The sequence below is a fragment of the Streptomyces sp. SS1-1 genome (assembly GCF_008973465.1).
GTDB lineage: Bacteria > Actinomycetota > Actinomycetes > Streptomycetales > Streptomycetaceae > Streptomyces.
Genome location: NZ_WBXN01000004.1, coordinates 6,243,248 through 6,265,932 on the forward strand (window position 1 = coordinate 6,243,248; position 22,685 = coordinate 6,265,932).

At 72.2% G+C, this 22,685-nt stretch carries 20 protein-coding genes; 6 read left to right on the forward strand and 14 right to left on the reverse strand.

All coding sequences use genetic code 11. The annotated features are described in order from the left end of the window. Positions 1 to 10: 10 nt before the first annotated feature. The 6 genes from pcaD to F8R89_RS29830 are packed head-to-tail and all read right to left on the reverse strand — an operon-like array spanning position 11 to position 5,256. On the reverse strand, positions 11 to 1,144 hold the full coding sequence (gene pcaD / locus F8R89_RS29805; RefSeq protein ID WP_151786849.1) for a 3-oxoadipate enol-lactonase: 1,134 nt from the start codon (positions 1,142 to 1,144) through the stop codon (positions 11 to 13). Continuing rightward, positions 1,141 to 2,439: a 3-carboxy-cis,cis-muconate cycloisomerase gene (gene pcaB, locus F8R89_RS29810; protein ID WP_151786850.1), complete on the reverse strand. Its 1,299-nt coding sequence runs from the start codon at positions 2,437 to 2,439 to the stop codon at positions 1,141 to 1,143. The genes pcaD and pcaB overlap by 4 nt, the downstream gene beginning before the upstream one ends. Beyond that, positions 2,436 to 3,041 (reverse strand): protocatechuate 3,4-dioxygenase subunit alpha, encoded by a 606-nt coding sequence (gene pcaG / locus F8R89_RS29815; RefSeq protein ID WP_151786851.1) that lies wholly within the window; start codon positions 3,039 to 3,041, stop codon positions 2,436 to 2,438. The genes pcaB and pcaG overlap by 4 nt, the downstream gene beginning before the upstream one ends. A 3-nt stretch (positions 3,042 to 3,044) precedes the next feature. Further along, entirely contained in the window at positions 3,045 to 3,818 is a 774-nt protein-coding gene (gene pcaH, locus F8R89_RS29820; RefSeq protein ID WP_151786852.1) for a protocatechuate 3,4-dioxygenase subunit beta, read from the reverse strand. Then, positions 3,815 to 4,474 carry a CoA transferase subunit B gene (locus F8R89_RS29825; RefSeq protein WP_151786853.1) on the reverse strand — a complete coding sequence of 220 codons (660 nt, stop codon included), beginning with the start codon at positions 4,472 to 4,474 and terminating at the stop codon, positions 3,815 to 3,817. The genes pcaH and F8R89_RS29825 overlap by 4 nt, the downstream gene beginning before the upstream one ends. Continuing rightward, the gene (locus tag F8R89_RS29830; protein WP_151786854.1) at positions 4,474 to 5,256 is read right to left on the reverse strand and encodes a CoA transferase subunit A; all 783 of its coding nucleotides are present in this window, start codon (positions 5,254 to 5,256) and stop codon (positions 4,474 to 4,476) included. Before F8R89_RS29830 ends, F8R89_RS29825 begins: the two co-directional genes overlap by 1 nt. Positions 5,257 to 5,498: 242 nt before the next feature. On the opposite strand from F8R89_RS29830, the gene F8R89_RS29835 reads away from it, so the two are divergent. Continuing rightward, positions 5,499 to 5,969 (forward strand): MarR family winged helix-turn-helix transcriptional regulator, encoded by a 471-nt coding sequence (locus tag F8R89_RS29835; protein WP_151786855.1) that lies wholly within the window; start codon positions 5,499 to 5,501, stop codon positions 5,967 to 5,969. Here F8R89_RS29835 and F8R89_RS29840 read toward each other — a convergent pair. Beyond that, positions 5,953 to 6,927, reverse strand: a complete 975-nt coding sequence (locus F8R89_RS29840) for a DUF3048 domain-containing protein (protein ID WP_225994533.1) — start codon at positions 6,925 to 6,927, stop codon at positions 5,953 to 5,955. The two genes, F8R89_RS29835 and F8R89_RS29840, sit on opposite strands and share 17 nt — an antisense overlap. 183 nt (positions 6,928 to 7,110) lie before the next feature. Here F8R89_RS29840 and F8R89_RS29845 point away from each other — a divergent pair, with 183 nt between their 5' ends. After that, on the forward strand, positions 7,111 to 8,301 hold the full coding sequence (locus tag F8R89_RS29845; RefSeq protein WP_151786856.1) for a zinc-dependent alcohol dehydrogenase: 1,191 nt from the start codon (positions 7,111 to 7,113) through the stop codon (positions 8,299 to 8,301). Positions 8,302 to 8,323: 22 nt separating this feature from the next. On the opposite strand, the gene F8R89_RS29850 is transcribed toward F8R89_RS29845, so the two are convergent. Further along, a complete protein-coding gene (locus tag F8R89_RS29850) occupies positions 8,324 to 9,394 on the reverse strand; it encodes an ATP-dependent DNA ligase (RefSeq protein ID WP_151786857.1) in 1,071 nt (356 codons plus the stop codon). Positions 9,395 to 9,468: 74 nt separating this feature from the next. On the opposite strand from F8R89_RS29850, the gene ligD reads away from it, so the two are divergent. After that, on the forward strand, positions 9,469 to 10,518 hold the full coding sequence (gene ligD / locus F8R89_RS29855) for a non-homologous end-joining DNA ligase (protein WP_151786858.1): 1,050 nt from the start codon (positions 9,469 to 9,471) through the stop codon (positions 10,516 to 10,518). Here ligD and F8R89_RS29860 read toward each other — a convergent pair. Both F8R89_RS29860 and F8R89_RS29865 read right to left on the reverse strand, forming a co-directional pair. Continuing rightward, complete coding sequence (locus F8R89_RS29860) at positions 10,505 to 12,703, reverse strand: OmpL47-type beta-barrel domain-containing protein (protein ID WP_151786859.1); 2,199 nt, start codon at positions 12,701 to 12,703, stop codon at positions 10,505 to 10,507. The genes ligD and F8R89_RS29860 overlap by 14 nt on opposite strands. Next, positions 12,700 to 15,177, reverse strand: a complete 2,478-nt coding sequence (locus tag F8R89_RS29865) for a ThuA domain-containing protein (RefSeq protein ID WP_192806271.1) — start codon at positions 15,175 to 15,177, stop codon at positions 12,700 to 12,702. Before F8R89_RS29865 ends, F8R89_RS29860 begins: the two co-directional genes overlap by 4 nt. A gap of 186 nt (positions 15,178 to 15,363) precedes the next feature. On the opposite strand from F8R89_RS29865, the gene F8R89_RS29870 reads away from it, so the two are divergent. Beyond that, positions 15,364 to 16,323, forward strand: coding sequence for a multicopper oxidase domain-containing protein (locus F8R89_RS29870; RefSeq protein ID WP_151786860.1), 960 nt, complete (start codon positions 15,364 to 15,366; stop codon positions 16,321 to 16,323). Positions 16,324 to 16,418: 95 nt separating this feature from the next. After that, complete coding sequence (locus F8R89_RS29875) at positions 16,419 to 17,456, forward strand: LacI family DNA-binding transcriptional regulator (RefSeq protein WP_151786861.1); 1,038 nt, start codon at positions 16,419 to 16,421, stop codon at positions 17,454 to 17,456. A 4-nt stretch (positions 17,457 to 17,460) separates the two neighbouring features. Here the strand turns inward: F8R89_RS29875 and F8R89_RS29880 are convergent, their stop codons facing one another. Continuing rightward, entirely contained in the window at positions 17,461 to 18,252 is a 792-nt protein-coding gene (locus tag F8R89_RS29880) for a VOC family protein (protein ID WP_151786862.1), read from the reverse strand. A gap of 238 nt (positions 18,253 to 18,490) precedes the next feature. Here F8R89_RS29880 and F8R89_RS29885 point away from each other — a divergent pair, with 238 nt between their 5' ends. Continuing rightward, the gene (locus F8R89_RS29885; RefSeq protein ID WP_192806272.1) at positions 18,491 to 18,760 is read left to right on the forward strand and encodes a WhiB family transcriptional regulator; all 270 of its coding nucleotides are present in this window, start codon (positions 18,491 to 18,493) and stop codon (positions 18,758 to 18,760) included. Positions 18,761 to 18,778: 18 nt separating this feature from the next. On the opposite strand, the gene F8R89_RS29890 is transcribed toward F8R89_RS29885, so the two are convergent. The 3 genes from F8R89_RS29890 to F8R89_RS29900 form a co-directional block, all read right to left on the reverse strand. Next, complete coding sequence (locus tag F8R89_RS29890; RefSeq protein WP_151786864.1) at positions 18,779 to 19,753, reverse strand: acyl-ACP desaturase; 975 nt, start codon at positions 19,751 to 19,753, stop codon at positions 18,779 to 18,781. A gap of 218 nt (positions 19,754 to 19,971) precedes the next feature. Further along, the gene (ddaH, locus tag F8R89_RS29895) at positions 19,972 to 20,748 is read right to left on the reverse strand and encodes a dimethylargininase (RefSeq protein WP_151786865.1); all 777 of its coding nucleotides are present in this window, start codon (positions 20,746 to 20,748) and stop codon (positions 19,972 to 19,974) included. A gap of 131 nt (positions 20,749 to 20,879) precedes the next feature. Continuing rightward, the gene (locus F8R89_RS29900; protein WP_151786866.1) at positions 20,880 to 22,505 is read right to left on the reverse strand and encodes an ABC-F family ATP-binding cassette domain-containing protein; all 1,626 of its coding nucleotides are present in this window, start codon (positions 22,503 to 22,505) and stop codon (positions 20,880 to 20,882) included. Positions 22,506 to 22,685: the final 180 nt, after the last annotated feature.

The following is a 22,685-nucleotide window of genomic DNA, read 5'->3' on the forward strand; positions in this document are numbered from 1 at the left end:
GTCGCCCGCGTCATCCGGCGGTGCCGGAGTCCGCGTCGGACTTCTCGGTGAGCACCCGCTGGGCGACGGCGAACGCGGCGTTCGCGGCCGGCACCCCGCAGTACACGGCCGTCTGGAGCAGTACGGCACCGATCTCGTCCGGCGTCAGCCCGTTGCGCCGGGCCGCCCGGACGTGCATCGCCAGCTCGTCGAGGTGCCCGTGCGCGACCAGCGCCGTCAGGGTGATCAGGCTGCGTTCGCGCCTGCTGAGCGTCGGGTCGGCCCAGACCTCCCCCCAGGCGTAGCGCGTGATGAAGTCCTGGAAGCGCGCGGTGAACGCGTCCTGGCGGGCCTGCGCCCGGTCCACGTGCGCGTCGCCCAGCACCTCGCGGCGCACCGCCATGCCGCGCGGGCCGTCGCCTCCGAGGTGGGCCCGCAGGGCGGTGAGCACGGCTTCCGGGCGCTCGGCCGGGGCCAGGTGCGAGGCGCCCGGGATCTCGACGAGCGCCGCCCCCGGCACGGCGTCCGCGATCTCCCGCAGATGGGCGGGCGGCGTCGCCGGGTCCTCGCGGCCCGCGACCAGCAGGGTGGGCGCGGTGACGTGGTCCAGATGGTCCCGCAGGTCGAACGCGGCCAGTGCGTCGCAGCACGCGGCGTAGGCGGCGGCGTCCGCCTCCCGGTGGTCGCGGATCAGCCGGGGCACGGTGAACCCGGGGGTGAACCAGCGGGCGTCCGCGTCGTCCGCGAGCCCGGCCAGGCCCTCCCGCCGGACCAGCGCGGCCCGCTCCTTCCACGGCTCGGCGCCGCCGAAGTGCGCCGACGCGCAGATCACGGCCAGCGAGTCGACCCGCCGGGGGTGGTGGACGGCGAGATGCATCCCGACGGCGGCGCCGAGCGAGACACCCGCGTACGCGAACCGTTCGACGCCGAGGGAGTCGGCGAGCGCCAGCACCAGGCCGGCCAGATCAGCGACCGTCGCCCCGGCGTCGATCAGCCCGGCCGGTGAGCGGCCGTGCCCCGGCAGGTCCCAGCGGATCACGCGGTGGGTGGCGGACAGCTCGGGCGCCACCGCGTCCCACAGCGCGTGCGACGTGCCGAGGGAGGGGCCGAGCAGCAGCGGGGGCGCGGAGGCGGGGCCTTCGGCGCGATGGTGGAGAAGGGTCAACGTCGCTCCAGTGCACGGTCGGTGAGGGCTCCCGCGGAGCCGGTGTAGTGCGTCGGGTCGAGGTCGGCGCCGGCCAGCTCGGGCGCCTCGGCGAGCGGGCGTCCCTCGGCGGCCAGCCGGGTCAGCAGCTCCTTGGCGCGGGCGCGGCCCAGCTCAGCGGCCAGTTCGGCGGACAGCCGCTCCGAGACGACCGCCCCGCCGGTGAGGTCCAGATGGGCGCGCATCACGTCCGGGCGCACCCGCAGCCCCTCCGCCAGCTCGGCGGCGTCGCGGGCGGCCCCGCCCACCAGGCGCAGCAGGTCCCGCAGCGGCTCCCACTCCGCGTGCCAGGCACCGGCCGGACGTTCGTCCTCGGCGGCCATCGACCCGTACAGGGTGGCCGCGAGCTGCGGGGCCCGCCGGGCGGCGGCGACGATCAGCGTGGACCGGACGGGGTTGGACTTGTGCGGCATGGCGGAGGAACCGCCGCCGCTGCCCTCGGCGACCTCGGCGATCTCGGTGCGCGACAGGGTCAGCACGTCCACGGCGGCCTTCCCGAGCGCCCCCGCTGTGAACGCCAGGCAGCCCGCGAGGTCGGCGACCGGCGTACGCAGGGTGTGCCACGGCAACTCCGGTACACGAAGGCCCAGTTCACGGGCGTACGCCGCCGGCAGCGCGGTCGGGTCGCTCGCCCCGTACACCCCGAACACCGCCAAGGTACCCGCGGCGCCGCCGAGTTGGGCGGGCAGCGCGTCCCGTACGGCCGTCGTCCGGTCCCGTGCGTCCAGGACCAGCGCCCGCCAGCCGGCCGCCTTCAGACCGAACGTCGTCGGGACGGCGTGCTGGGTGAGGGTGCGTCCCGGCAGCACGGTGTCGCGGTGTACGGCGGCCAGCCGGGCGAACGCCCGCCCGGTGCGCTCCAGATCGGCGAGGACCGGGCCGAGCGCGCGCACGGCCACCAGCATCATCGCGGTGTCCATGATGTCCTGGCTGGTGGCGCCCCGGTGCACATACGGGCCGTGCTCCTCGCCGACGGCCCGGGTCAGCGCGCCGACCAGGGGGATGACCGGGTTGCCGCCCCCGCGTGCCTCCTCGGCGAGCGCCCGCGCGTCGAAGCGGGCCGCGACCGCCGCGCCGGTCACCGCCCGGGCGGCCGCCTCCGGGGCGAGGCCCAGGGCCGCCTGGGCGCGGGTGAGGGCGGCCTCCGCGTCCAGCAGGGCCTGCAGGACCGCCGCGTCGCCGGTCGCGCGGGCCGCGTCCGAGCCCGTCCAGCCCGGGGCGAGCAGTCCGCTGTCACCGGATGCCGCAGAAGTCACTGGTACTCCAGGAAGACCGTCTCGCCTTCGCCCTGAAGGCGGATGTCGAAACGGTACGTGGCACGACCCTCGTCCCGCGCGACCAGCGTGGCGCGTCGCTCCCCGTCCAGCCCCGCGAGCAGCGGGTCGGCGGCGTGCGCGGCCGTGTCCTCCGGCAGGTAGATCCGGGTGAACAGGTGCACCAGCAGGCCGCGCGCGAACACGCAGACGCTCAGGTACGGGGCGCCGCGCCCGCGCGCGCCGGGACGCAGGGTGCGCGCGTACCAGTGCCCGTCCGCGTCGGTCCCCGCCCGGCCCCAGCCGGTGAACTCCACGCCGTTGCGGCCCAGATGCCCGCCGCTCGCCGGATCGCGCCGCATCGAGCCGTCGACGGCGGGGACGTTCCCCTGGGGGTCGGCGCCCCACACCTCGAGGAACGCGTCGGGCACCGGCGCGCCCGCACCGTCCAGGACGTACCCGTGCACGGTGATCGTGTCCGGGTGCCCGAGCGGCGCGATCTCCTCGCCGCCCGGGAACGGCAGCGCGTAGCCGTAGAAGGGGCCCACCGTGTGGGAGGGGGTGGGCGGCAGGCCGCCCGCTTCGTTCGTGCCGTTCGCCGTCACGGTTCAGTGCCCCTCTTCCCGCCAGGTGGCGTGCGGTCCGTCCAGCACGATGTCCCAGCGGTAGCCCATCGAGAACTCAGGCACGGACAGGTCGTGGTCGTAGGTGGCGACGAGCCGCTGCCGCGCGGCGTCGTCGGTCACGGACTGGATGATCGGGTCGTACGGGAACAGCGGATCGGCCGGGAAGTACATCTGGGTGACCAGGCGCTGGGTGAAGGCCGTGCCGAACATCGAGAAGTGGATGTGGGCGGGCCGCCAGGCGTTGAGGTGGTTGCGCCAGGGGTAGGGGCCCGGCTGGACGGTCGTGAAGTGGTACCGGCCGTCCGCGTCCGTGAGGGTACGGCCCACACCGGTGAAGTTGGGGTCCAGCGGGGCGTCGTGCTGCTCGCGCCGGTGGGCGTACCGGCCGGCCGCGTTGGCCTGCCAGATCTCGATGAGCTGGCCGCGCACCGGGCGTCCGTCACGGTCCAGGAGCCGCCCGGAGACGGTGATCCGCTCGCCGAGGGGCGCACCGGTGTGCTGCCGGGTGAGGTCGTTGTCGATCTCGGTGACGTCCCGTTCGCCGAAGGCGGGGGAGTGCAGCTCGACCAGCTCCGGGTCCGCGCGCACGTCGACGGCGACCGGCGGCCGCTTCGGGTGGCGCAGCAGGGACGACCGGTACGGCGCGTAGTCCCGGCGCGGATGGTGCTCGGCCGGCGCCCCGTCCGCGAGCCGCTTCCGGTACGCGGCGCGCTCGGCCGCGATCTCCTGGTCGATGTCGTGCTGGGTGAGGGTCATGGGGTGGTTCCTCGGTGGTCGTCGGCGTCGGTGAGCAGCCCGGCGCCGGTGCGGGCGGCGATCTCCCCGGTGCTGACGCCGGGCGCGGTCTCGACGAGCCGCAGCCCGTGCGGTGTCACGTCCAGGACGCCGAGGTCGGTGACGATCCGGTCCACGCAGGCCTTGCCGGTGAGCGGCAGCGTGCACTCCGGCAGGATCTTCGGGGAGCCGTCCTTGGCGGTGTGGGTCATGACGACGATGACCGTGCGGGCCCCGTGCACCAGGTCCATCGCCCCGCCGATCCCGGTGATCATCGTGCCGGGGACGGCCCAGTTCGCCAGGTCGCCGCGCTCCGACACCTGCATGGCGCCCAGCACGGCCACGTCGATGTGCCCGCCCCGGATCATCGAGAAGGACAGCGCCGAGTCGAAGAAGGAGGCGCCCGGCAGGACGGTCACGGTCTCCTTCCCGGCGTTGATCAGATCGGGGTCGACCTGGTCCTGCGCCGGGTAGGGGCCCGTGCCCAGGATGCCGTTCTCGGACTCCAGGACCACCTCGACGTCCGGCGGCAGATGGTTCGGGATCAGCGTGGGCAGCCCGATGCCCAGGTTGACGTACTGCCCGTCCCGCAGCTCGCGGGCGGCCCGCGCGGCCATCTCCTCCCGGGTCCACGCCATCAGCCGTCCACCGTCCCGCCTGCCCGGGGCGACGAGACCGTCCGCCGCTCGACGCCCTTGTCCGCCGCCTGCTCCGGGGTGAGCGCCACGACCCGCCGCACGAAGATGCCCGGCAGATGCACCGCGTCCGGGTCGATGCCGCCCGGCTCGACGAGCTCCTCGACCTCGGCGATCGTGACCCGTCCGGCCATCGCGGCCAGCGGGTTGAAGTTCCGGGCGGACTTGGCGAACACCAGGTTGCCGTGCCGGTCGCCGCGGGCGGCCCGCACCAGCGCGAAGTCGGTGCGGATGCCGCGCTCCAGCACGTACTCGGCGCCGTCGAACTCGCGCACCTCCTTCGGCGGCGAGGCGAGCGCGACCCCGCCGGAACCGTCGTACCGCCACGGCAGCCCGCCGTCGGCGACCTGCGTCCCGACACCCGCCGGGGTGTAGAAGGCGGGGATGCCGGCGCCCCCGGCGCGCAGCCGCTCGGCCAGCGTGCCCTGCGGGATCATCTCCACCTCGAGCTCCCCGGACAGGTACTGCCGGGCGAACTCCTTGTTCGCGCCGATGTAGGAGCCGGTGACCCGGGCGATCCGCCCCGCCGCGAGCAGGACGGCCAGCCCGGACTCCATCGCGCCGCAGTTGTTGGAGACGACCGCGAGCCCGGACACCCCGCGCTCGTGCAGGGCCTGGATCAGCACGTTCGGCACACCGCTCAGGCCGAAGCCGCCCACCGCGAGCGACGCCCCGTCGCCCACGTCGGCCACCGCCTCCAGGGCCGTGGCGACCACCTTGTCCATCCGGGATGCCTCATCTCTTCCGAGATCTCCGATGAGTGCCGAGCGCCGAGCGCCGAGCGTCGAGCCGAGTAGTCAGCGCACTGAGCATCTGCGCGAGGTCCGTCTCACGCTGCCACCGGGGCGTCGAGCACGTCAATACCCCGTCGTTGCGCCGATCGGGGGACGCTCCGCCGCGGCGACGGCCATACAGGGATCGGCTATCGTTCAGTGCACCGACGAAAAAAGCCACCCAGGGAGCGCGCATGGCCGCCGTGGACCTCGGCACCCACCCCGGGCATCTGGCCCGGCGGCTCCAGCAGGCGCACCACCTGCTCTGGAACACGATGGTGTCCGAGGAGATCACCTCGCCCCAGTTCGCCGTCCTCAACACCCTCGTCGCCGAGCCCGGCCTCGACCAGCGGACCGTGGGGGAGCGCGTCGGGCTCGACCGGTCCACCATCGCCGAGGTGGTCACCCGGCTCGGGCGCCGCGGCCTGCTCGACAAGGTGCGCGACCCGCAGGACGGACGCCGCTCCCTGCTGCGCCTCACCGACGACGGGCTGCGCACGCACAAACGGCTGACCGTGCGCACCGCCCGGATGAACCAGGTCTTCCTCGCCCCGCTCTCCGGCGAGGAGCGGACGCTGTTCCTCGACCTGATCCGGAGGGTCGCGGACGCGGCGGAGGGGCTGCGCGACCCAGGGGACCCGGGCGCCCTCAGGACGCCTTCGTGAACAGCACCCACACCTGGCCCCGCCCGAAGGGCATCGGCCTGCCGTCCTCCGTGGTGAACGTCGTGCCGTCCGTGGCCTTCGGGCGCTTCCACCGCACGTCGTAGGCGCGCCCGTCGCGCAGCACCCGCGCCTTCCCCTCGCCGACCGTCTCCGTGAACGGCGTGTTGTTGCCGAGGAAGTCGTGGAACGCGGACTGGCGCACCTTCACCTCCTGCACGACGACCGTGGGCGCCGCCATCCGGCCGCCGTCCGTCGTCACGGCGGGTTCGCCGTCCATGGAGATCAGCCAGCGCTCCTTGTCCGGGGACCAGGTGAAGGTGTAGCGGGCGGCCGGATACCGCACGGTCCCCGAGGTCGTCTCCCGGCCGCCCTCGGGAGCGGCACCGAAGCGGAAGCCGGTGGTCAGGGCGTCCTCGCCGGGCGCCGAGGGCAGCAGCCGGCCGGGCCGCAGATACAGGTTGTGCGGGGCGGGCCGGTCCGGGTTCCGGACGTACGCGTCGGACGCCGTACCCGGTGGCCTCGCCCGCACCGACGCCTTGTCGATCAGCGGCAGGAGCTTGCTCTGCGCCCCGGAGAACGCCAGCGTCGGCCGGTCGAACTGCGCAAGGAGCTCCAGATCGCTCTCGCGGGCGCTGCGGACCGGTCCGACGGTCTCCGGCAGCCGTGTCGCGTACACCGCCATGAGACGGCTCAGACCGCCCTCGACCTGCTCGACGTACACGACGTCCGCGGCGTCCAGCCCGGTCTGCGGACGGGCGCCGCGCACGTTGTCGATCTTCACCGCCAGGACCGACGCCCGGCCCGCGCTCGCGTCCGGGGACGCCCGACGGCCCCGGTCGTCGTCCTTCCCGGCCGTGCAGCCCGCCGCCAGGGAGGCCGTCAGGGCGGCGGCCAGCAGGACCGCCACGCCCGTGGGGCGCCCGCCGCGTACCCGTCGTCGTCCGCCCACCGTCGTCACTCGCGCCCACCCGCCCTGTCCATCTCACTGTCCATGTCACCTGTACCGCGCTTATCGGTTCATACGACCCATACCCGATCGGACGCCTGCTCGATCAGGGGCCGCCGTCCGGTTCGGTGGAGGAGCCGGGGGTACCCGGCGCCTCGCACGAACGCGCACAGGCGACGGAGGGAGCGCGGGGCGATGAGGGCAGTGACCTGGCAGGGAAAGCGGGACGTGCGCGTGGAGAACGTGCCCGATCCCAGGATCGAGGAACCCACGGACGCGATCATCCGTGTCACGTCGTCCGGACTGTGCGGCTCCGACCTGCACCTGTACGAGGTGCTGACGCCGTTCATGACACCCGGCGACATCCTCGGTCACGAACCGATGGGCATCGTCGAGGAGGTCGGCGCCGGGGTGCCGGACCTCCAGGCGGGGGACCGGGTCGTGGTGCCGTTCCAGATCGCCTGCGGCGACTGCTGGATGTGCCTGACCGGTCTGCCGACCCAGTGCGAGACCACCCAGGTCAGCAGCGAGGGCATGGGCGCGGCCCTGTTCGGCTACACCCGGCTGTACGGAGCGGTGCCGGGCGCCCAGGCGGAGTACCTGCGCGTCCCGCAGGCCCAGTTCGGGCCCATCAAGATCCCGGAGGGACCCGCCGACGACCGGTTCGTCTACCTCTCCGACGTGCTGCCGACCGCCTGGCAGGCGGTCAAGTACGCGGGCGTCCCGAAGGGCGGCAGCGTCGCCGTCCTCGGCCTCGGTCCCATCGGCGACATGGCCTGCCGGGTCGCACAGCTCCAGGGCGCCGGCCAGGTGTTCGGCGTCGACCTGGTGCCCGAGCGGCTGAAGAGGGTCCGCGACCGGGGCGTCGAGACGTACGACCTGCGGAGTTTCGACGACGAGAAGGAACTCGTCACCGCCATCCGCGACGCCACCGACGGCCGGGGACCGGACGCCGTGATCGACGCGGTCGGCACCGAGGCCCACGGCAGCGCCGTCGCCAAGCTGGCGCAGTCGGCCGCCGCGGTCATGCCGCGCAAGATCAGCGGCCCGTTCGCCGAGCGCTTCAGCGTCGACCGGCTGTCCGCCCTGTACACCGCGATCGAGCTGGTCCGGCGCGGCGGCACGATCTCGCTGTCCGGCGTGTACGGCGGCATGGCCGACCCGATGCCGATGCTCACCCTGTTCGACAAGCAGATCCAGCTGCGGATGGGCCAGGCCAACGTGCGCCGCTGGACCGACGAGATCCTGCCGTACCTCACGGACGAGGACCCGCTCGGCGTCGACGAGTTCGCCACCCACCGGGTGCCGCTCAGCGACGCCCCGCACGCCTACGAGATGTTCCAGCGCAAGCAGGAGGGCGCGATCAAGGTGCTGATGAAGCCCTGACCCGCGTGAGCCCGGCGCCCGGTCACTCCGGCGGCGCGAAGATCTCCGCGAGGTCGTAGCGCACCGGCTCCTCCAGCTGCGCGTACGTGCAGCTCTCGGGGGTGCGGTCCGGGCGCCAGCGGCGGAAGCGGGCCGTGTGCCGGAACCGGGCGCCGTTCTCCATGTGGTCGTACGCCACCTCGGCCACCCGCTCGGGCCGCAGCGGCACCCAGGACAGGTCCTTCTTGCCCGACCAGCGGCTCGGCGCCCCCGGCAGCCGGGCCGACTCGTGGGCCGCCTCCTCGGCCCAGGCGGCCCACGGGTGCCCGGACACGTCGTCCATGCGCAGCGGCTCCAGCTCGTCGATCAGCTCGGCCCGCCGCTTCATCGAGAACGCCGCCGACACCCCGACGTGCTGGAGGGCGCCCCGGTCGTCGTACAGGCCGAGCAGCAGCGAGCCGACGACCGGGCCGCTCTTGTGCAGCCGGTACCCCGCGACGACGACGTCCGCCGTCCGCTCGTGCTTGATCTTGAACATCGCCCGTTCGTCGGGGAGGTAGCGCAGCGCGAGCGGCTTGGCGACCACACCGTCCAGACCGGCCCCCTCGTACTGCTCGAACCAGCCCTCAGCCGTCTCGACGTCGGTCGTCGCCGGCGCCACGTGCACCGGCGCCGTCACCCCGGACAGCGCCGACGTCAGCAGCTCCCGGCGGTCCGTCAACGGGGCCCGCATCAGCGACTCGTCCCCCAGCGCCAGCAGGTCGAACGCCACGAACGACGCCGGGGTCCGCTCGGCCAGGGTGCGCACCCGCGAGTCCGCCGGGTGGATGCGCTCGGTGAGGGCGTCGAAGTCCAGCCGCCCCTCCCGGGCGATCACGATCTCCCCGTCCACCACGCACCGCTGCGGCAGACGCTCCTTCAGCGCCGCCACCAGCTCGGGAAAGTACCTGGTCAGCGACTTGGTGGTCCGGCTTGCCAGCTCGACCTCGTCCCCGTCGCGGAACACGATCGCGCGGAAGCCGTCCCACTTCGCCTCGTACTGCATGCCCGGCGGGATCCTCGCCACCGACTTGGCGAGCATCGGCTTCACGGGCGGCATCACCGGCAGGTCCATGGTCCGATTCTGCGGGCCGCCGGCCGGGCCCGCCCGATGTGCGAGGCGTCCGTGCGACGCCTACCGTGGCGGCCATGGGCGAAGCGGTGGAAGTGGAGGCGGGCGGGCGGACCGTACGGCTGTCCAGCCCCGGCAAGGTCTTCTTCCCGGAGCGCGGATTCACCAAGCTGGACCTGGCCCGGTACTACGCCGCCGTCGGCCCCGGCATCCTGCGCGCCCTGCGCGACCGGCCGACCACCCTGGAGCGCTACCCCGACGGGGTGACCGGCGAGTGGTTCTACCAGAAGCGGGCGCCCAAGAACATGCCCGACTGGATCCCCACCGCCCACATCACCTTCCCCAGCGGGCGCAGCGCCGACGAGATGTGCCCCACCGAGGAGGCGGCCGTCGTCTGGGCCGCCCAGTACGGCACGCTCACCTTCCACCCCTGGCCGGTCCGCCGCGACGACGTCGACCACCCCGACGAACTGCGCATCGACCTCGACCCGCAGCCCGGCACCGACTACGACGACGCCGTGCGCGCCGCCCACGAACTGCGGTCCGTGCTCGACGAGTTCGGAGGTCTGCGCGGCTGGCCTAAGACGTCCGGCGGGCGCGGGCTGCACGTCTTCGTGCCGATCGAACCGCGCTGGACGTTCACCCAGGTCCGGCGGGCCGCCATCGCGGTCGGACGGGAGATGGAACGCCGGATGCCGGAGCAGGTCACGATCAAGTGGTGGAAGGAGGAGCGGGGCGAGCGCATCTTCATCGACTACAACCAGACCGCCCGGGACCGCACCATCGCCTCCGCCTACTCCGTGCGGGCCCGGCCGCACGCCCCCGTCTCGGCGCCGCTGCGCTGGGAGGAGGTGGGCACCGCCCACCCGCGGGACTTCGACATTGCGACCATGCCGGCGCGCTTCGCCGAACTCGGCGACGTGCACGCCGACATGGACGACCACCGCTTCTCGCTGGACGCGCTGCTGGACCTCGCGAACAAGGACGAGCGCGACCACGGCCTCGGCGATCTGCCGTACCCGCCCGAGTATCCGAAGATGCCGGGGGAGCCCAAGCGGGTACAGCCGAGCCGGGCCAGGAAGGCGGCGCCCCACGAGGAGACGCCGCCGGAGCCTACAGCTCCTTGATCCGCACGTCCCGGTACGAGACCACGTCCGTCGTGCTGTGCACCTGGAGCCCGATGTAGCCGGAGGCGAACCGCCGTCCGTCCGTGCCCGGGTCGTCCGAGCGCGGCGGCTCGAAGACCTGGCCGCCGGTGTTCTCGAACTCGTTGATCAGCACGCCGTTGCGGAAGACCGAGTAGTGCTGGCCGACCACCCGGATCTCATAGTCGTTCCACGTGCCCTTCTGGGTGACGCCGGCACCGGCGAGCCCCACCCGGTCGAAGCCGTAGACCGACCCGGTCTTGTACATGTCGCCGGTGGGCGAGTCGAACACCTGGATCTCGTGCCCGAACTTGATGGCCGCCCACTCCGGCCGCGGCTCCTCGAGGTGGTCGTGCACCCACGGGAAGCGCACGAACACACCGGCGTTGGCGTTGCCCGTGCCCGGCGCGTCGTCCCGCCACTGCAGCTTCAGCGAGAAGTCCCCGTACTTGCGCTCCGGGAACCACAGCATGCCCAGGCCGGACCGGCTCGTGCCGCTGGTGATCGAGCCGTCGCCGTTCGGTGCGAACGAACCGCCGCCCACCTGCTGCCACCTGGCGAACGAGTCAGGGCTGCCGTCGAGGATCGTGCGGTACCCCTCGGTCTGGCCCGGCTCGCCGATCCCGGACTGACGGGCAGCCTTGCGGATCGCCTTGTACTCCCGCTGGTCGACAACCCCCTCCTTCAGGAGCTTGTCCAGGACGGACGTCACGTGCTTGAGGAACAGCGCGTGCGACGTCCACTCCTTCTCGTCCTCGATCAGCTCGTTGATCCGGCACCGGCTGTTCGTGAGCCGGTTCGGCACGCCCGAGTCGACCGTGCCGACGATCACCGTCAGCCGCTCGTCGAACTCCGGGCAGTTGGGCGCCGGGACCTGACCGGCGACCACCGTGAAGGTGACCGTACGGGCGGCTGAGGTGTTGCCCGCCTTGTCGGTCGCCCGGTAGGCCAGCGTGTGGGTGCCCGCCCGGTCCACGACGACCGGCGCGGTGTACGCCAGGTACGGCCCGCCGTCGATGGAGTACTCGATCCGGTCGACGCCCGAGCCGTGGTGCTCGTCGGTCGCCGTGACGGTCACCTTCGCGTTGCCGACGTACGCGCCGGACGAGTTCTTCGTGCCCTCGACCGTCACGCCCGTCACCGGTGCCGTCGTGTCGTCCTCGGGCGCCGGCACGACCGTGAACCGCACGTCCTTGGCGGGCGCCACGTTGCCCGCCTTGTCGGTGGCCCGGTAGCGCACGGTGTGGCCGCCCGCCTCGTGCACCATCACCGGCGCGGTGTACGGCTGCCAGGCGCCGTCGCCCAGCGCGTACTCGACGTCGTTGACACCGCTGCCGGTGTCGGACGCCGAGACCGTGACGGTCGCCATGCCGATGTACGCACCGTCGGCGTCCTTCTCGCCGCTGACCGTCGCCGACGTCTCAGGGGGAGTGGTGTCGTCGGACTCGGGCGCCACCACCGTGAACGTGACGCTCTTCTCCGGCGACACGTTGCCCGCCTTGTCCAGCGCCCGGTAGCGGACCGTGTGGTCGCCGACCTGGTCGACCACGACCGGCGCGGTGTACGGCTGCCAGGCGCCGTCGCCGAGCGCGTACTCGACGCGGTCGACGCCGGAGCCGCCCTCCTCGTCGGTGGCGTGGACGGCCACGCTCGCCGAACCGACGTACTGGCCCTGGGCGTTCTGCGTCCCGCTGACGTGGGCCGTCGCCTCCGGGGCCGTCGTGTCCTCGCCGGTGCCCTCGGTGACGATCAGGATGCCCTGCATCTGCCCGTGGCCGGGGATCGTGCAGTGGTAGCGGTACCGGCCGGGGGTGAGCGTGACCTCCGCCGTGTGCCGGCCGCCCTGGTCGTCGTTCGGGTTGGCCAGGATGTTGAGCTGCACGTCGTCGTTGAACTCGACGTCCGAGGTGTCGAAGGTCAGCGTGTGCGGCATCCCGGTGGTGTTGCCGGTCGCCGCGCTGTTCTCGAACACGATCGTCGCCGGGCCCGCCACGGCCGTCGTGGGCGCCGAGCCGTACTTGGTGATGTCGTCGCCCGCCGTCCAGGTGAGCACCTGTGCGGCGGCCGCCCGCGCCTCCGGCCGCGACTGTCCCGCCGCGGGCAGGGCCTGGAGCCCGAGCACCACCAGCAGCGCGGCCAGCAGGGCCGCCCATGCTCTTCGTGTCACTGCGTCCCCCTCGCGAGTTGGCCGGCGGCCGGGGTGGGCCCGCCGCCGGTGTAGGTGACCCGCCACAGGGCCGACTTGCCGTCCGAGGTGAAGAAGCCGCGGCCGTAGTCGAGCACGTACAGCGCGCCGTCCGGACCGAACTTCCAGTCCATGAGGTTCTTGATGCCGTCGTTGCCGATCGGCACGATCTTCTTCAGCGACTCCGAGTGGACCGGCAGACCGCCGTCCCCATGGGTCTTCAGGTCGGTGAGCACCGCATTGCGCGGCTGGTCGGCGTCGTAGAAGTCGCCGACGAACCACTTGCCGTCCCAGTACGCCGGCCACTTGGTCGCGCTGGTGTTCTCCGCGTCGTACCGGTACACCGGCCCGTTCATCGCGGCCTGCCCGCCGCCCTTCAGCCACGGCAGCGCGTAGGTGGCCTCCTCCTGCTTGTACGACGGCACGCCGTTCGCGTCGCGCGGGAAGTCCGGGGCGCCGCCCTGCGGGGAGTACCAGATGTTGTTGCCGGTCACCGGCGGCAGGTTGACCAGGCCGTCGTTGTTCGGCGACTCGTTCTTCGGGTGGTCGCAGTCGTACCAGCCCAGCGGCTTGCCCGGGTCGGGCAGATTGCGGTCCCGGTAGGGCTGCTTGTTGCCCATGCAGTAGGGCCAGCCCCGGTTGCTCGCCTTGGTGATGACGGCGAACGTGTCGTACTTCGCCGGACCCCAGGTCGTCGACGGGGCACCGGCGTCCGGGCCCACCCAGCCCGCGTAGAGCACGTCGGTCCGCTTGTCGACGGAGATGCGCGCCGGGTTGCGGACGCCCATCACATAGATCTCGCCGCGGGTCTTGCCGCCGCCCTCGGCGGTCTCCTCACCGGTGAAGAGGTTGCCCTCCGGCAGGGTGTAGGTGCCGTCCGGCTCCGGGTGGATGCGCAGGATCTTGCCGTTGAGGTTGTTGGTGTTGCCGGCGGTGCGGCGCGCGTCGGCGAACGACACGCCCTTGTAGTTCGGCGCGGGGTTGTTGCCCGAGTAGCCGTCGCTGAACCCGCTGGAGTTGTTGTCACCGGTGGCGATGTACAGGTTGCCCTTGGAGTCCCAGGCCATCCCGCCGCCCGCGTGGCAGCAACTGTGGATCTGCACGGGCCACTTGAGCAGCACCTTCTCGCTGCCGAGGTCGAGCTTGTTCGTCGCCAGGTCGAGCGTGAAGCGGGAGACGCGCCGCTCGGCCATCTGCTTGTCCCGGTCGATCCGTGAGTGCGGGGTGTAGTGCAGGTACACCCAGCCGTTGTCCTCGAAGCGCGGATCGAGCTCGATGCCGAGGAGCCCCTCCTCGACCTTGGTCAGCTCGTCCCCGCCGCCCTTGTTGCCGAAGACGGTCAGCGCCCCGGCGAGGGTGACCTTCTTCGTCCTCGGGTCGTAGACGTGGATCTCGCCCTTGCCCTTGCCGACGTCGGGGTTGTTCCAGTCCGTGATCACGGGCTGCGAGGAGTCGGCGCCGCCGCGGCCGATGTAGAGCACCCGGCCGTCGGGGGCCGTGACCAGGCCGTGCGGTTCGCCGATCTGGTCGTTCTGCCCCGGCTGGTTGGGCTGGGTGAGCCGCTCCGCCTTGTAGTTGCCGGTGATGGTGGCCTTGCAGTCGGCCCGCACCAGCCGCGTCGTCCACAGCAGGGCGCCGCGCAGATGGGAACGGAAGTCCGTCTCGTCGTACGAGGAGACCGTGCCGCCCATCCCGGTGTAGAAGGACCGGCCGCCGTCGTAGTCACGGCACCAGCTCACCGGGTGGTCCCAGCCGCCCGCGCCCGCACCCGGCTGGTACGACGACTCGCGCACCCGGGCGACCGTGTGCACCTCGCCGGACGGGTTCTTCACCCAGTTCAGCCACTTGTCCGGGCGCTTCCACTGCAGCGGCAGCTCCTGGGTGGCCGGGTGCCGCCGGTCGCCCACCTCGACGACCGCGCGCTGCGCGGTCGCCGGGCTCCCGCTCGCGGGACGCGCCCCGATCAAGCCGGTGAACCAGTCCGAGTACGGCTCGGCGCGCGCCGCGTCATGGATGCCGACGAAACCGCCGCCCGCCTCCATGTACGCCTCGAGGCCCGCCTCCTGCTCGGGGTCGAGGACGTCACCTCCGCCGGTGAGGAACACGATCGCGTTGAAGCGGCTCAGCTTCGTCTCGTTGGTGAAGACCGAGGCGTCCTTCGTCGCCGTGACCGCGAAGCGCTGCTCCGCGGGTCCCGACAGGCCGATCTTCTCGATGGCCTCGATGCCGGCGTTCACCAGGGGCGACTCCTCACCGGCCGCCGCCGACCCGTGGAAGATGAGCACCCGCACATTCGCGCCGCCCGGCGGCGACTTGATGGACATCGTTGTCAGGGGCGGGTCCGGCGCCGGGCGCGCGGTCGCCGCCGGCGCGGACATCAGTCCGGCGGCCACGACCCCCGCGGCCACACCGGCCACCCAGGTACGTCTTCTCGTGCTCAACCCTCGTAAGTGCATGGGCACCTCCCCGGTCACAGCAACAGCGGACACAGCCCAGGAAGTTAGACCCCTTTGAACAACTCGCCAATACCTATGACCGGACTCGGACGAACTTTGTCCTGAGTGTGGATAAACGCGGGGGCGGCCGGTACCGTCGCTGCGGTTCACTCCCGTGAATTTCCGTAACGCCGTGGGGAGTTCGGCATGGACAGACGCAGTTTCAACCGACGTGTACTGCTCGGCGGCGCGACCGTCGCGACATCGTTGTCCCTGGCGTCCGTGCCCGAGGCGGCGGGTGCGGCCGCCCCGGCGCGGACCGCCCCGGCCGGGGGCGAGGTCCGCCATCTCAAGCTCTACATCGAGAAACTGGCCGACGGGCAGCTCGGCTACGGGTTCGAGAAGGGCAAGGCGACGATCCCCGGCCCGCTGATCGAGCTCAACGAGGGCGACACCGCCCACATCGAGGTCGAGAACACCCTGGACGTCCCGGCGAGCCTGCACGTCCACGGCCTCGACTACGAGATCACCAGCGACGGCACCAAGCTCAACCGGAGCGACGTCGAGCCCGGCGGCACCCGCACCTACACCTGGCGCACCCACGCCCCGGGCCGCCGCGCGGACGGCACCTGGCGGGCGGGCAGCGCCGGCTACTGGCACTACCACGACCACGTCGTCGGCACCGAACACGGCACGGGCGGCATCCGCAAGGGCCTGTACGGGCCGGTCGTCGTCCGGCGCAAGGGCGACGTCCTGCCGGACGCGACGCACACGATCGTCTTCAACGACATGCTCATCAACAACAGACCGGCGCACAGCGGTCCGGACTTCGAGGCCACGGTGGGCGACCGCGTCGAGTTCGTGATGATCACGCACGGCGAGTACTACCACACCTTCCATCTGCACGGGCACCGCTGGGCCGACAACCGCACCGGCCTGCTGACCGGCCCCGACGACCTGAGCCAGGTGATCGACAACAAGATCGTCGGCCCGGCGGACTCGTTCGGCTTCCAGGTGATCGCGGGCGAGGGCGTCGGCGCGGGCGCCTGGATGTACCACTGCCATGTGCAGAGCCACTCCGACATGGGCATGGTCGGGCTGTTCCTGGTCAGGAAGAAGGACGGGACGATCCCGGGCCACGAGCCGCACGAGCCGCACGAGCACTGAGCGGCCCTGCCGGGACGGGCGGCTGCGAGAGCGCTCTCACAAACGGCCCCGGCCATGGCTATCCTGATCGGCAACCGCCGACGAGGAGCCGTGAAGTGACCGAAACCGCCCCGCGCCCCACGCTGGAGGCCGTGGCCGCCCGGGCCGGGGTCTCACGGGCCACCGTGTCCCGGGTGGTCAACGGCGGGGACGGCGTACGCGAACGCCTCGTCGAACGGGTCCGCAAGGCGGTCGACGAACTCGGCTACGTCCCCAACCAGGCCGCGCGCAGCCTGGTGACCCGCCGGCACGACGCCGTCGCGGTCATCGTCGCCGAACCGGAGACCCGTGTCTTCGCCGACCCGTTCTTCGCGCTCCAGCTGCGCGGCATCAGCAAGGAGCTGACCGCCCACGACAACCAGCTCGTGCTGCTGCTCACCGAGGGGCGCGACGACCACGCCCGCGTCGCCCGCTACCTCGCCGGAGGCCATGTCGACGGGGCGCTCGTCTTCTCCCTGCACCTCGACGACCCGCTGCCCGGCCTGATCCGGAGCGCCGGGGTGCCGACCGTGTTCGGCGGCCGGCCCGGCTGGAGCGGCGAGACCCGGGGCGTCGTCTACGTCGACGTCGACAACCGGGGAGGCGCGCGCGACGCCGTACGCCATCTCGCCGGCCTCGGCCGCACCCGGATCGCGCACATCGCGGGCGCCCTCGACCAGACCTCCGCGGTGGACCGGCTGGACGGGTACCGGGACGTCATGGTCGACGCCGACCCGCGGCTCATCGCCGAGGGCGACTTCACCCCGGCCGGCGGCGAGCGGGCGATGCGGGAGTTGCTGGAGCGCTGCCCGGACATCGACGCCGTCTTCGCCGCCAACGACCTGACCGCGGCGGGCGCGCTGCGCGTGCTGCGGGAGGCCGGCCGGCGGGTCCCGGAGGACGTGGCCGTGATCGGGTTCGACGACATGCTGCCGGTCGCCGAACAGACCGATCCGGCGCTCACCACGGTCCGTCAGGACATAGAGGAGATGGGGCGCCTGATGGCCCGGCTGCTGCTGCGCGAGCTCGACCGGCGCCCCGCCGACGAGCCCGTCGCCCCGCCCCCGTCCAGCGTGGTCCTGCCGACGACTCTGGTCCGGCGCGCCTCGGCCTGAACGGTCAGCTCCCGCGCCGCGCGCTCTTGATCACGGCGAACCGGGCGCCGTACGGGTCGGCCAGCTTGGCGATCCGGCCGACGTCCGGGAGGTCCGTGGCCGGCATCCGCACGGTGCCGCCCCCCTCCCGCGTCTTCTCCACGGCCGCGTCGGTGTCGGCGACCTCGAAGTACGGCAGCCAGTACGACGGGGCCCGCGCCTCCACCGGATCGTCGGCCTTGTCGACCACCCCGCCGAACATGGCGTCCTCGCCCTGCCCGCCCGGGCTGAAGGTCGTGTAGGTGCCGCCGTAGAAGTCCAGGGCGAACGTCTCCAGCCCGAGTGCGGCGTTGTAGAACCCGGCCGCCGCCGGGACGTCCGTCGTGTACAGCTCCAGCCAGCACAGGGAGCCCGGCTCCTGTACGACGTCGAGGCCCTGGTTCGCGCCGGGCTGCCAGATCCCGAAGGGCACCCCCGACTTGTCGGCGAGGCGCGCCATACGGCCCTGGTCCAGCACGTCCATCGGCGGCACCAGCACCGAGCCGTGCGCGTCCTCGGCGGCCTTCGCGGTGGCGTCCGCGTCCGGGGTCTGGAAGTACACCGTCCAGGAGGGCGGCCCCTGCTCCTCGGAGGTCCGCATCCCGGCGGCCGCCGTCCTGCCGTCGAGCTGGAAGAAGCCGTATCCGCCGGTCTCCGGTCCGCCCGGCCGGAACCGCCAGCCGAACAGGCCGCCGTAGAAGGCACCGGCACCGTCGAGGTCGGGCGTGCCGAGGTCGACCCAGTTCGGCGCTCCGGTGACATAACGGGTGGTGAGCATCTCGCCCTCCTCGGAAGGGTCCCGGTCTCTGCACGGCCGAGTCTTCCACCGCGTGGGGGCGGGCGCCGCCGGAACGCCGCCGTCTGCCGGGGCGGCCGTCCGCTTCCGCGCGCCGCCGTGCGCGGCGCTGCCCGGAGCGGGCACCATCGAGGGCGTGTCCCAGGGTCCGGGGGCCTCGCGAGGCGGCGTTGATCGCGCGTTGATCGAACGTTTTTCGCCGCCGGGCACGATCTGGCCCATGCACATCGACACGATCACAGCGGTCACGCCGCTCACCCCGGCCGACCTGGCCTGGCAGGAAGAGGCGCTGTGCGCACAGACCGGGGCGGACTTCTTCTTCCCCGAGCCGGGCAGCTCCGTCCGGGAGGCGAAGCGGATCTGCGGGCTGTGCCCGATCCGCTCCGCCTGCCTGGACTACGCGCTCGACCACGACGAGCGCTTCGGTGTCTGGGGCGGTCTGTCCGAGAAGGAGCGCCTGGAGATCAGGCGCACCTCCCGCCGGGCCTGAGCCCCTCGCGCGGCCGGGTCAGCCGGCGGCGCGGGCCGCCATCCGGGCCTTGCGGGCCGCGAGCTTCTCGTCGAACTTCGACGCCTCGGCATCCAGGCCGCCCATGAACAGGCCCAGCTCCTCCTGCGCCTGCTTGCCCTCCGGGCCGAGGCCGTCGATCTCCATGATCTTCAGGAAGCGCAGCACCGGCTGGATCACGTCGTCGTGGTGGATGCGCAGGTTGTAGACCTCGCCGATGGCCATCTGGGCGGCGGCGCGCTCGAAGCCGGGGATGCCGTGGCCGGGCATGCGGAAGTTCACGACGACGTCGCGGACGGCCTGCATGGTGAGGTCGGGCGCCAGCTCGAAGGCGGCCTTCAGCAGGTTCCGGTAGAAGACCATGTGCAGGTTCTCGTCGGTCGCGATGCGGGCCAGCATGCGGTCGCAGACCGGGTCGCCGGACTGGTGCCCGGTGTTGCGGTGCGAGATACGGGTCGCCAACTCCTGGAAGGCCACGTAGGCGACCGAGTGGAGCATCGAGTGCCGGTTGTCCGACTCGAAGCCCTCGCTCATGTGGGCCATGCGGAACTGCTCCAGCTTGTCCGGGTCCACCGCCCGCGAGGTCAGCAGGTAGTCCCGCATCACGATGCCGTGCCGGCCCTCCTCGGCGGTCCAGCGGTGCACCCAGGTGCCCCAGGCGCCGTCGCGGCCGAAGAGCGAGGCGATCTCGTGGTGGTAGCTGGGGAGGTTGTCCTCGGTCAGCAGGTTCACGACCAGCGCGATCCGGCCGATCTCGGTGACCTTGGACTGCTCCTTGTCCCAGGCCTCGCCGTCCTCGAACAGGCCGGGGAAGTTGCGGCCGTCCGTCCACGGCACGTACTCGTGCGGCATCCAGTCCTTGGCGACCCCCAGATGCCGGTTGAGCTCCTTCTCGACCACTTCCTCCAGGGCGTACAGCAGACGGGCGTCGGTCCAGACGGCGGGGCTGCCGAGGTGCGGGGAAGCGATCGTCACAGGAACTCCAGGGGGACGGGACTGCGAAAGCGGGGGACCGGCGAGCGGTGCCGGCAACTTACGGAATCGTAGGCTACGAATCCGTAGGTTACGAAGCCGTAGGTTAAGAACGCCGTAAAGACCGCTGATCAGCGGCGCTTCCGCCGGGACTGCGCCGATATGCGTCCGGCCCCGGGACACGCAGGTCCCGGGGCCGGACGAGTGACATGCTCAGCCGGTCAGGCGTACAGCTCCCGCATCCGCACCGAGAGGCATGTCACACAGCCTTCCAGCTTCTCGAACTCGCTGATGTCGACGACGACCGGTTCGTGCCCGAGGTCGGCCAGCAGCTCCGCCGTCTTGGGGGCGCTCGCCGCGATGAGCAGCCGGTCCCCGCCGAGCAGCACCACGTGCGACCCGGAGTCCTCCGGCACCGGCAGGAAGCGCGGGAACAGCGAGGGGACGTCGAGCTGCGGGATACGCCCCAGGATCGTCCCGTCGGGCAGCGCCGTGATGGCCGATTTCAGATGCAGCACCTTGCTGACCGGTACGGCGATCACGCGTGCCCCGAGCGGTTCGAAGGCGGCCCGCAACTGCTGCACCCCGGCCGCGTTGGTACGGCCGCCCCGGCCGACGTAGATCGTGTCGCCGACCTTCAGGACGTCGCCGCCGTCCAGGGTGCCCGGCTCCCAGATCCAGTTCACCGAGCAGCCCAGCGAGGCGACGGCCTCCTCCACGCCCTCCGTCTCGGGCCGCCGGGACTCGGCGCCGGGCCGCGTGATCAGGGCGACGTTGCGGTACATCACGACCGTGTCCTCGACGAACACCGCGTCGGGGCAGTCGTCGGCCGGGTCCACCTCGACGGTTTCCCAGTCGTGTGCGCGCAGGGCCTCCGCGTACGCCTCCCACTGCTCGAGCGCGAGGTCGACGTCGACCTCCGCCCGCTCGACGTGGGTGACCAGCCCCTCGGCGAGACGCGGACCGGGGCGGCGGATGAGGGCCTTCTTGCTGGACACGACGGGATCTTTCGGATCGGTGGCAGGTTCCGGGACCCATGATGCAGGGGGTGCCGGACGGCCATCATGCAGGGGTTACCCGTCCGTAGGAAACCCCTGCGTCCACGTCGTGGGCACCGATGGCGGTGGCGTCAGGCGGGATACCCGACGGCCTCCGGCGAGATCTCCCTCAGCTCTCCCTCCTCGATCATGAGCCAGCGCGTGATGCCGATGGACTCCAGGAACGGCAGGTCGTGGCTGGCCACGATCAGCGCCCCCTCGTACGACTCCAGCGCCGAGGTGAGCTGCCGCACGCTCGCCATGTCCAGGTTGTTCGTCGGCTCGTCCAGCATCAGCAGCTGCGGCGCGGGCTCGGCCAGCATCAGCGCGGCCAGGGCCGCCCGGAACCGCTCGCCGCCCGAGAGCGTCGCCGCGAGCTGGTCGGCGCGGGCGCCCCGGAACAGGAAGCGGGCCAGCTGCGCCCGGATCCGGTTGTTGCCGGCCGCCGGAGCGAACCGGGCGACGTTCGCGACGACGGACACCTCGTCGTCGAGGACGTCGAGGCGCTGCGGCAGGAAGCGCAGCGGCACATGGGCCGTCACCTCGCCCGCCACGGGCGGCAGTTCGCCCGCGATGGTCCGCAGCAGCGTCGTCTTGCCCGAGCCGTTGCGCCCGACCAGCGCGATCCGCTCCGGGCCGTGCACATCGAGACCGCCGGGCACCCGCGCCCCGTGGCTCACCTCCAGCTCCCGCAGCGCGAGCACACCGCGGCCCGGCGGGACGGCCGTGTACGGCAGGTCGACGCGGATCTCGTCGTCGTCCCGCACGGCGTCCACCGCGTCGTCCAGGCGCTCCCTGGCCTCGGCGAGCCTCTCCTCGTGCATGATGCGGTGCTTGCCCGCGGACTCCTGTGCCGCCCGCTTGCGCGCCCCCATGACGATCTTCGGCTCGCGTTTCTGGTCCCACATCTTCTGGCCGTAGCGCTTGCGGCGGGCCAGCTTCACCTGCGCGTCGGCCAGTTCGCGCTTCTGCTTCCTCAGGTCGGCCTCGGCGACCCGCACCATGCGCTCGGCGGCCTCCTGCTCGGTGGCGAGGGCCACCTCGTAGGCCGAGTAGTTGCCGCCGAACCAGCTGATCGTGCCGGCGCGCAGATCGGCGATCTGGTCGACCAGGTCGAGGAGTTCGCGGTCGTGGCTGACCACCACCATCACCCCCGGCCAGGATTCGACGGCCGCGTACAGCCGCCTGCGGGCGTACAGGTCGAGGTTGTTGGTGGGCTCGTCGAGGAGCAGGACGTCCGGCCGGCGCAGCAGCAGCGCGGCCAGCCGCAGCAGCACCGACTCGCCGCCCGACACCTCGCCGATCGTGCGGTCCAACGCGATGTGACCGAGGCCGAGTTCGCCGAGGGTGGCGAGGGCGCGCTCCTCCACGTCCCAGTCGTCGCCGACGGTCTCGAAGTGCTCCTCGGCCACGTCGCCCGCCTCGATGGCGTGCAGCGCGGCCCGTTTCGCGTCGATGCCGAGCGCCTGGTCGACGCGGAGCTCGGTGTCGAGCGTGACGTTCTGCGGCAGATACCCGATCTCGCCGGCGACGCGAACGGTGCCGTCGGCCGGGGCGAGTTCACCGGCGACGAGCTTCAACAGGGTCGATTTTCCCGATCCGTTCACGCCGACGAGCCCGGTCCTGCCGGGACCGAACGCGACGTCCAGGCCCTCGAAGACGGAGGATCCGTCGGGCCAGGAGAAGGACAGGGAGGTACAGCTGATGGAAGTTGACATGAGGGGGCGCCTCCGCGGTTGCTCGGACGAACAGGGGCAAACGCGTATCGAGACACCGGCGACCTACGGGCGGTGAGAGGGCCCCGGGCAGGAGGAAAGCCCTGCTCCATGGAGACGGCTGAAACCGCTGGGACGGCTGAAACCGCTGGGACGGCTCGGACGCCGAGGTCGCACGCGGCG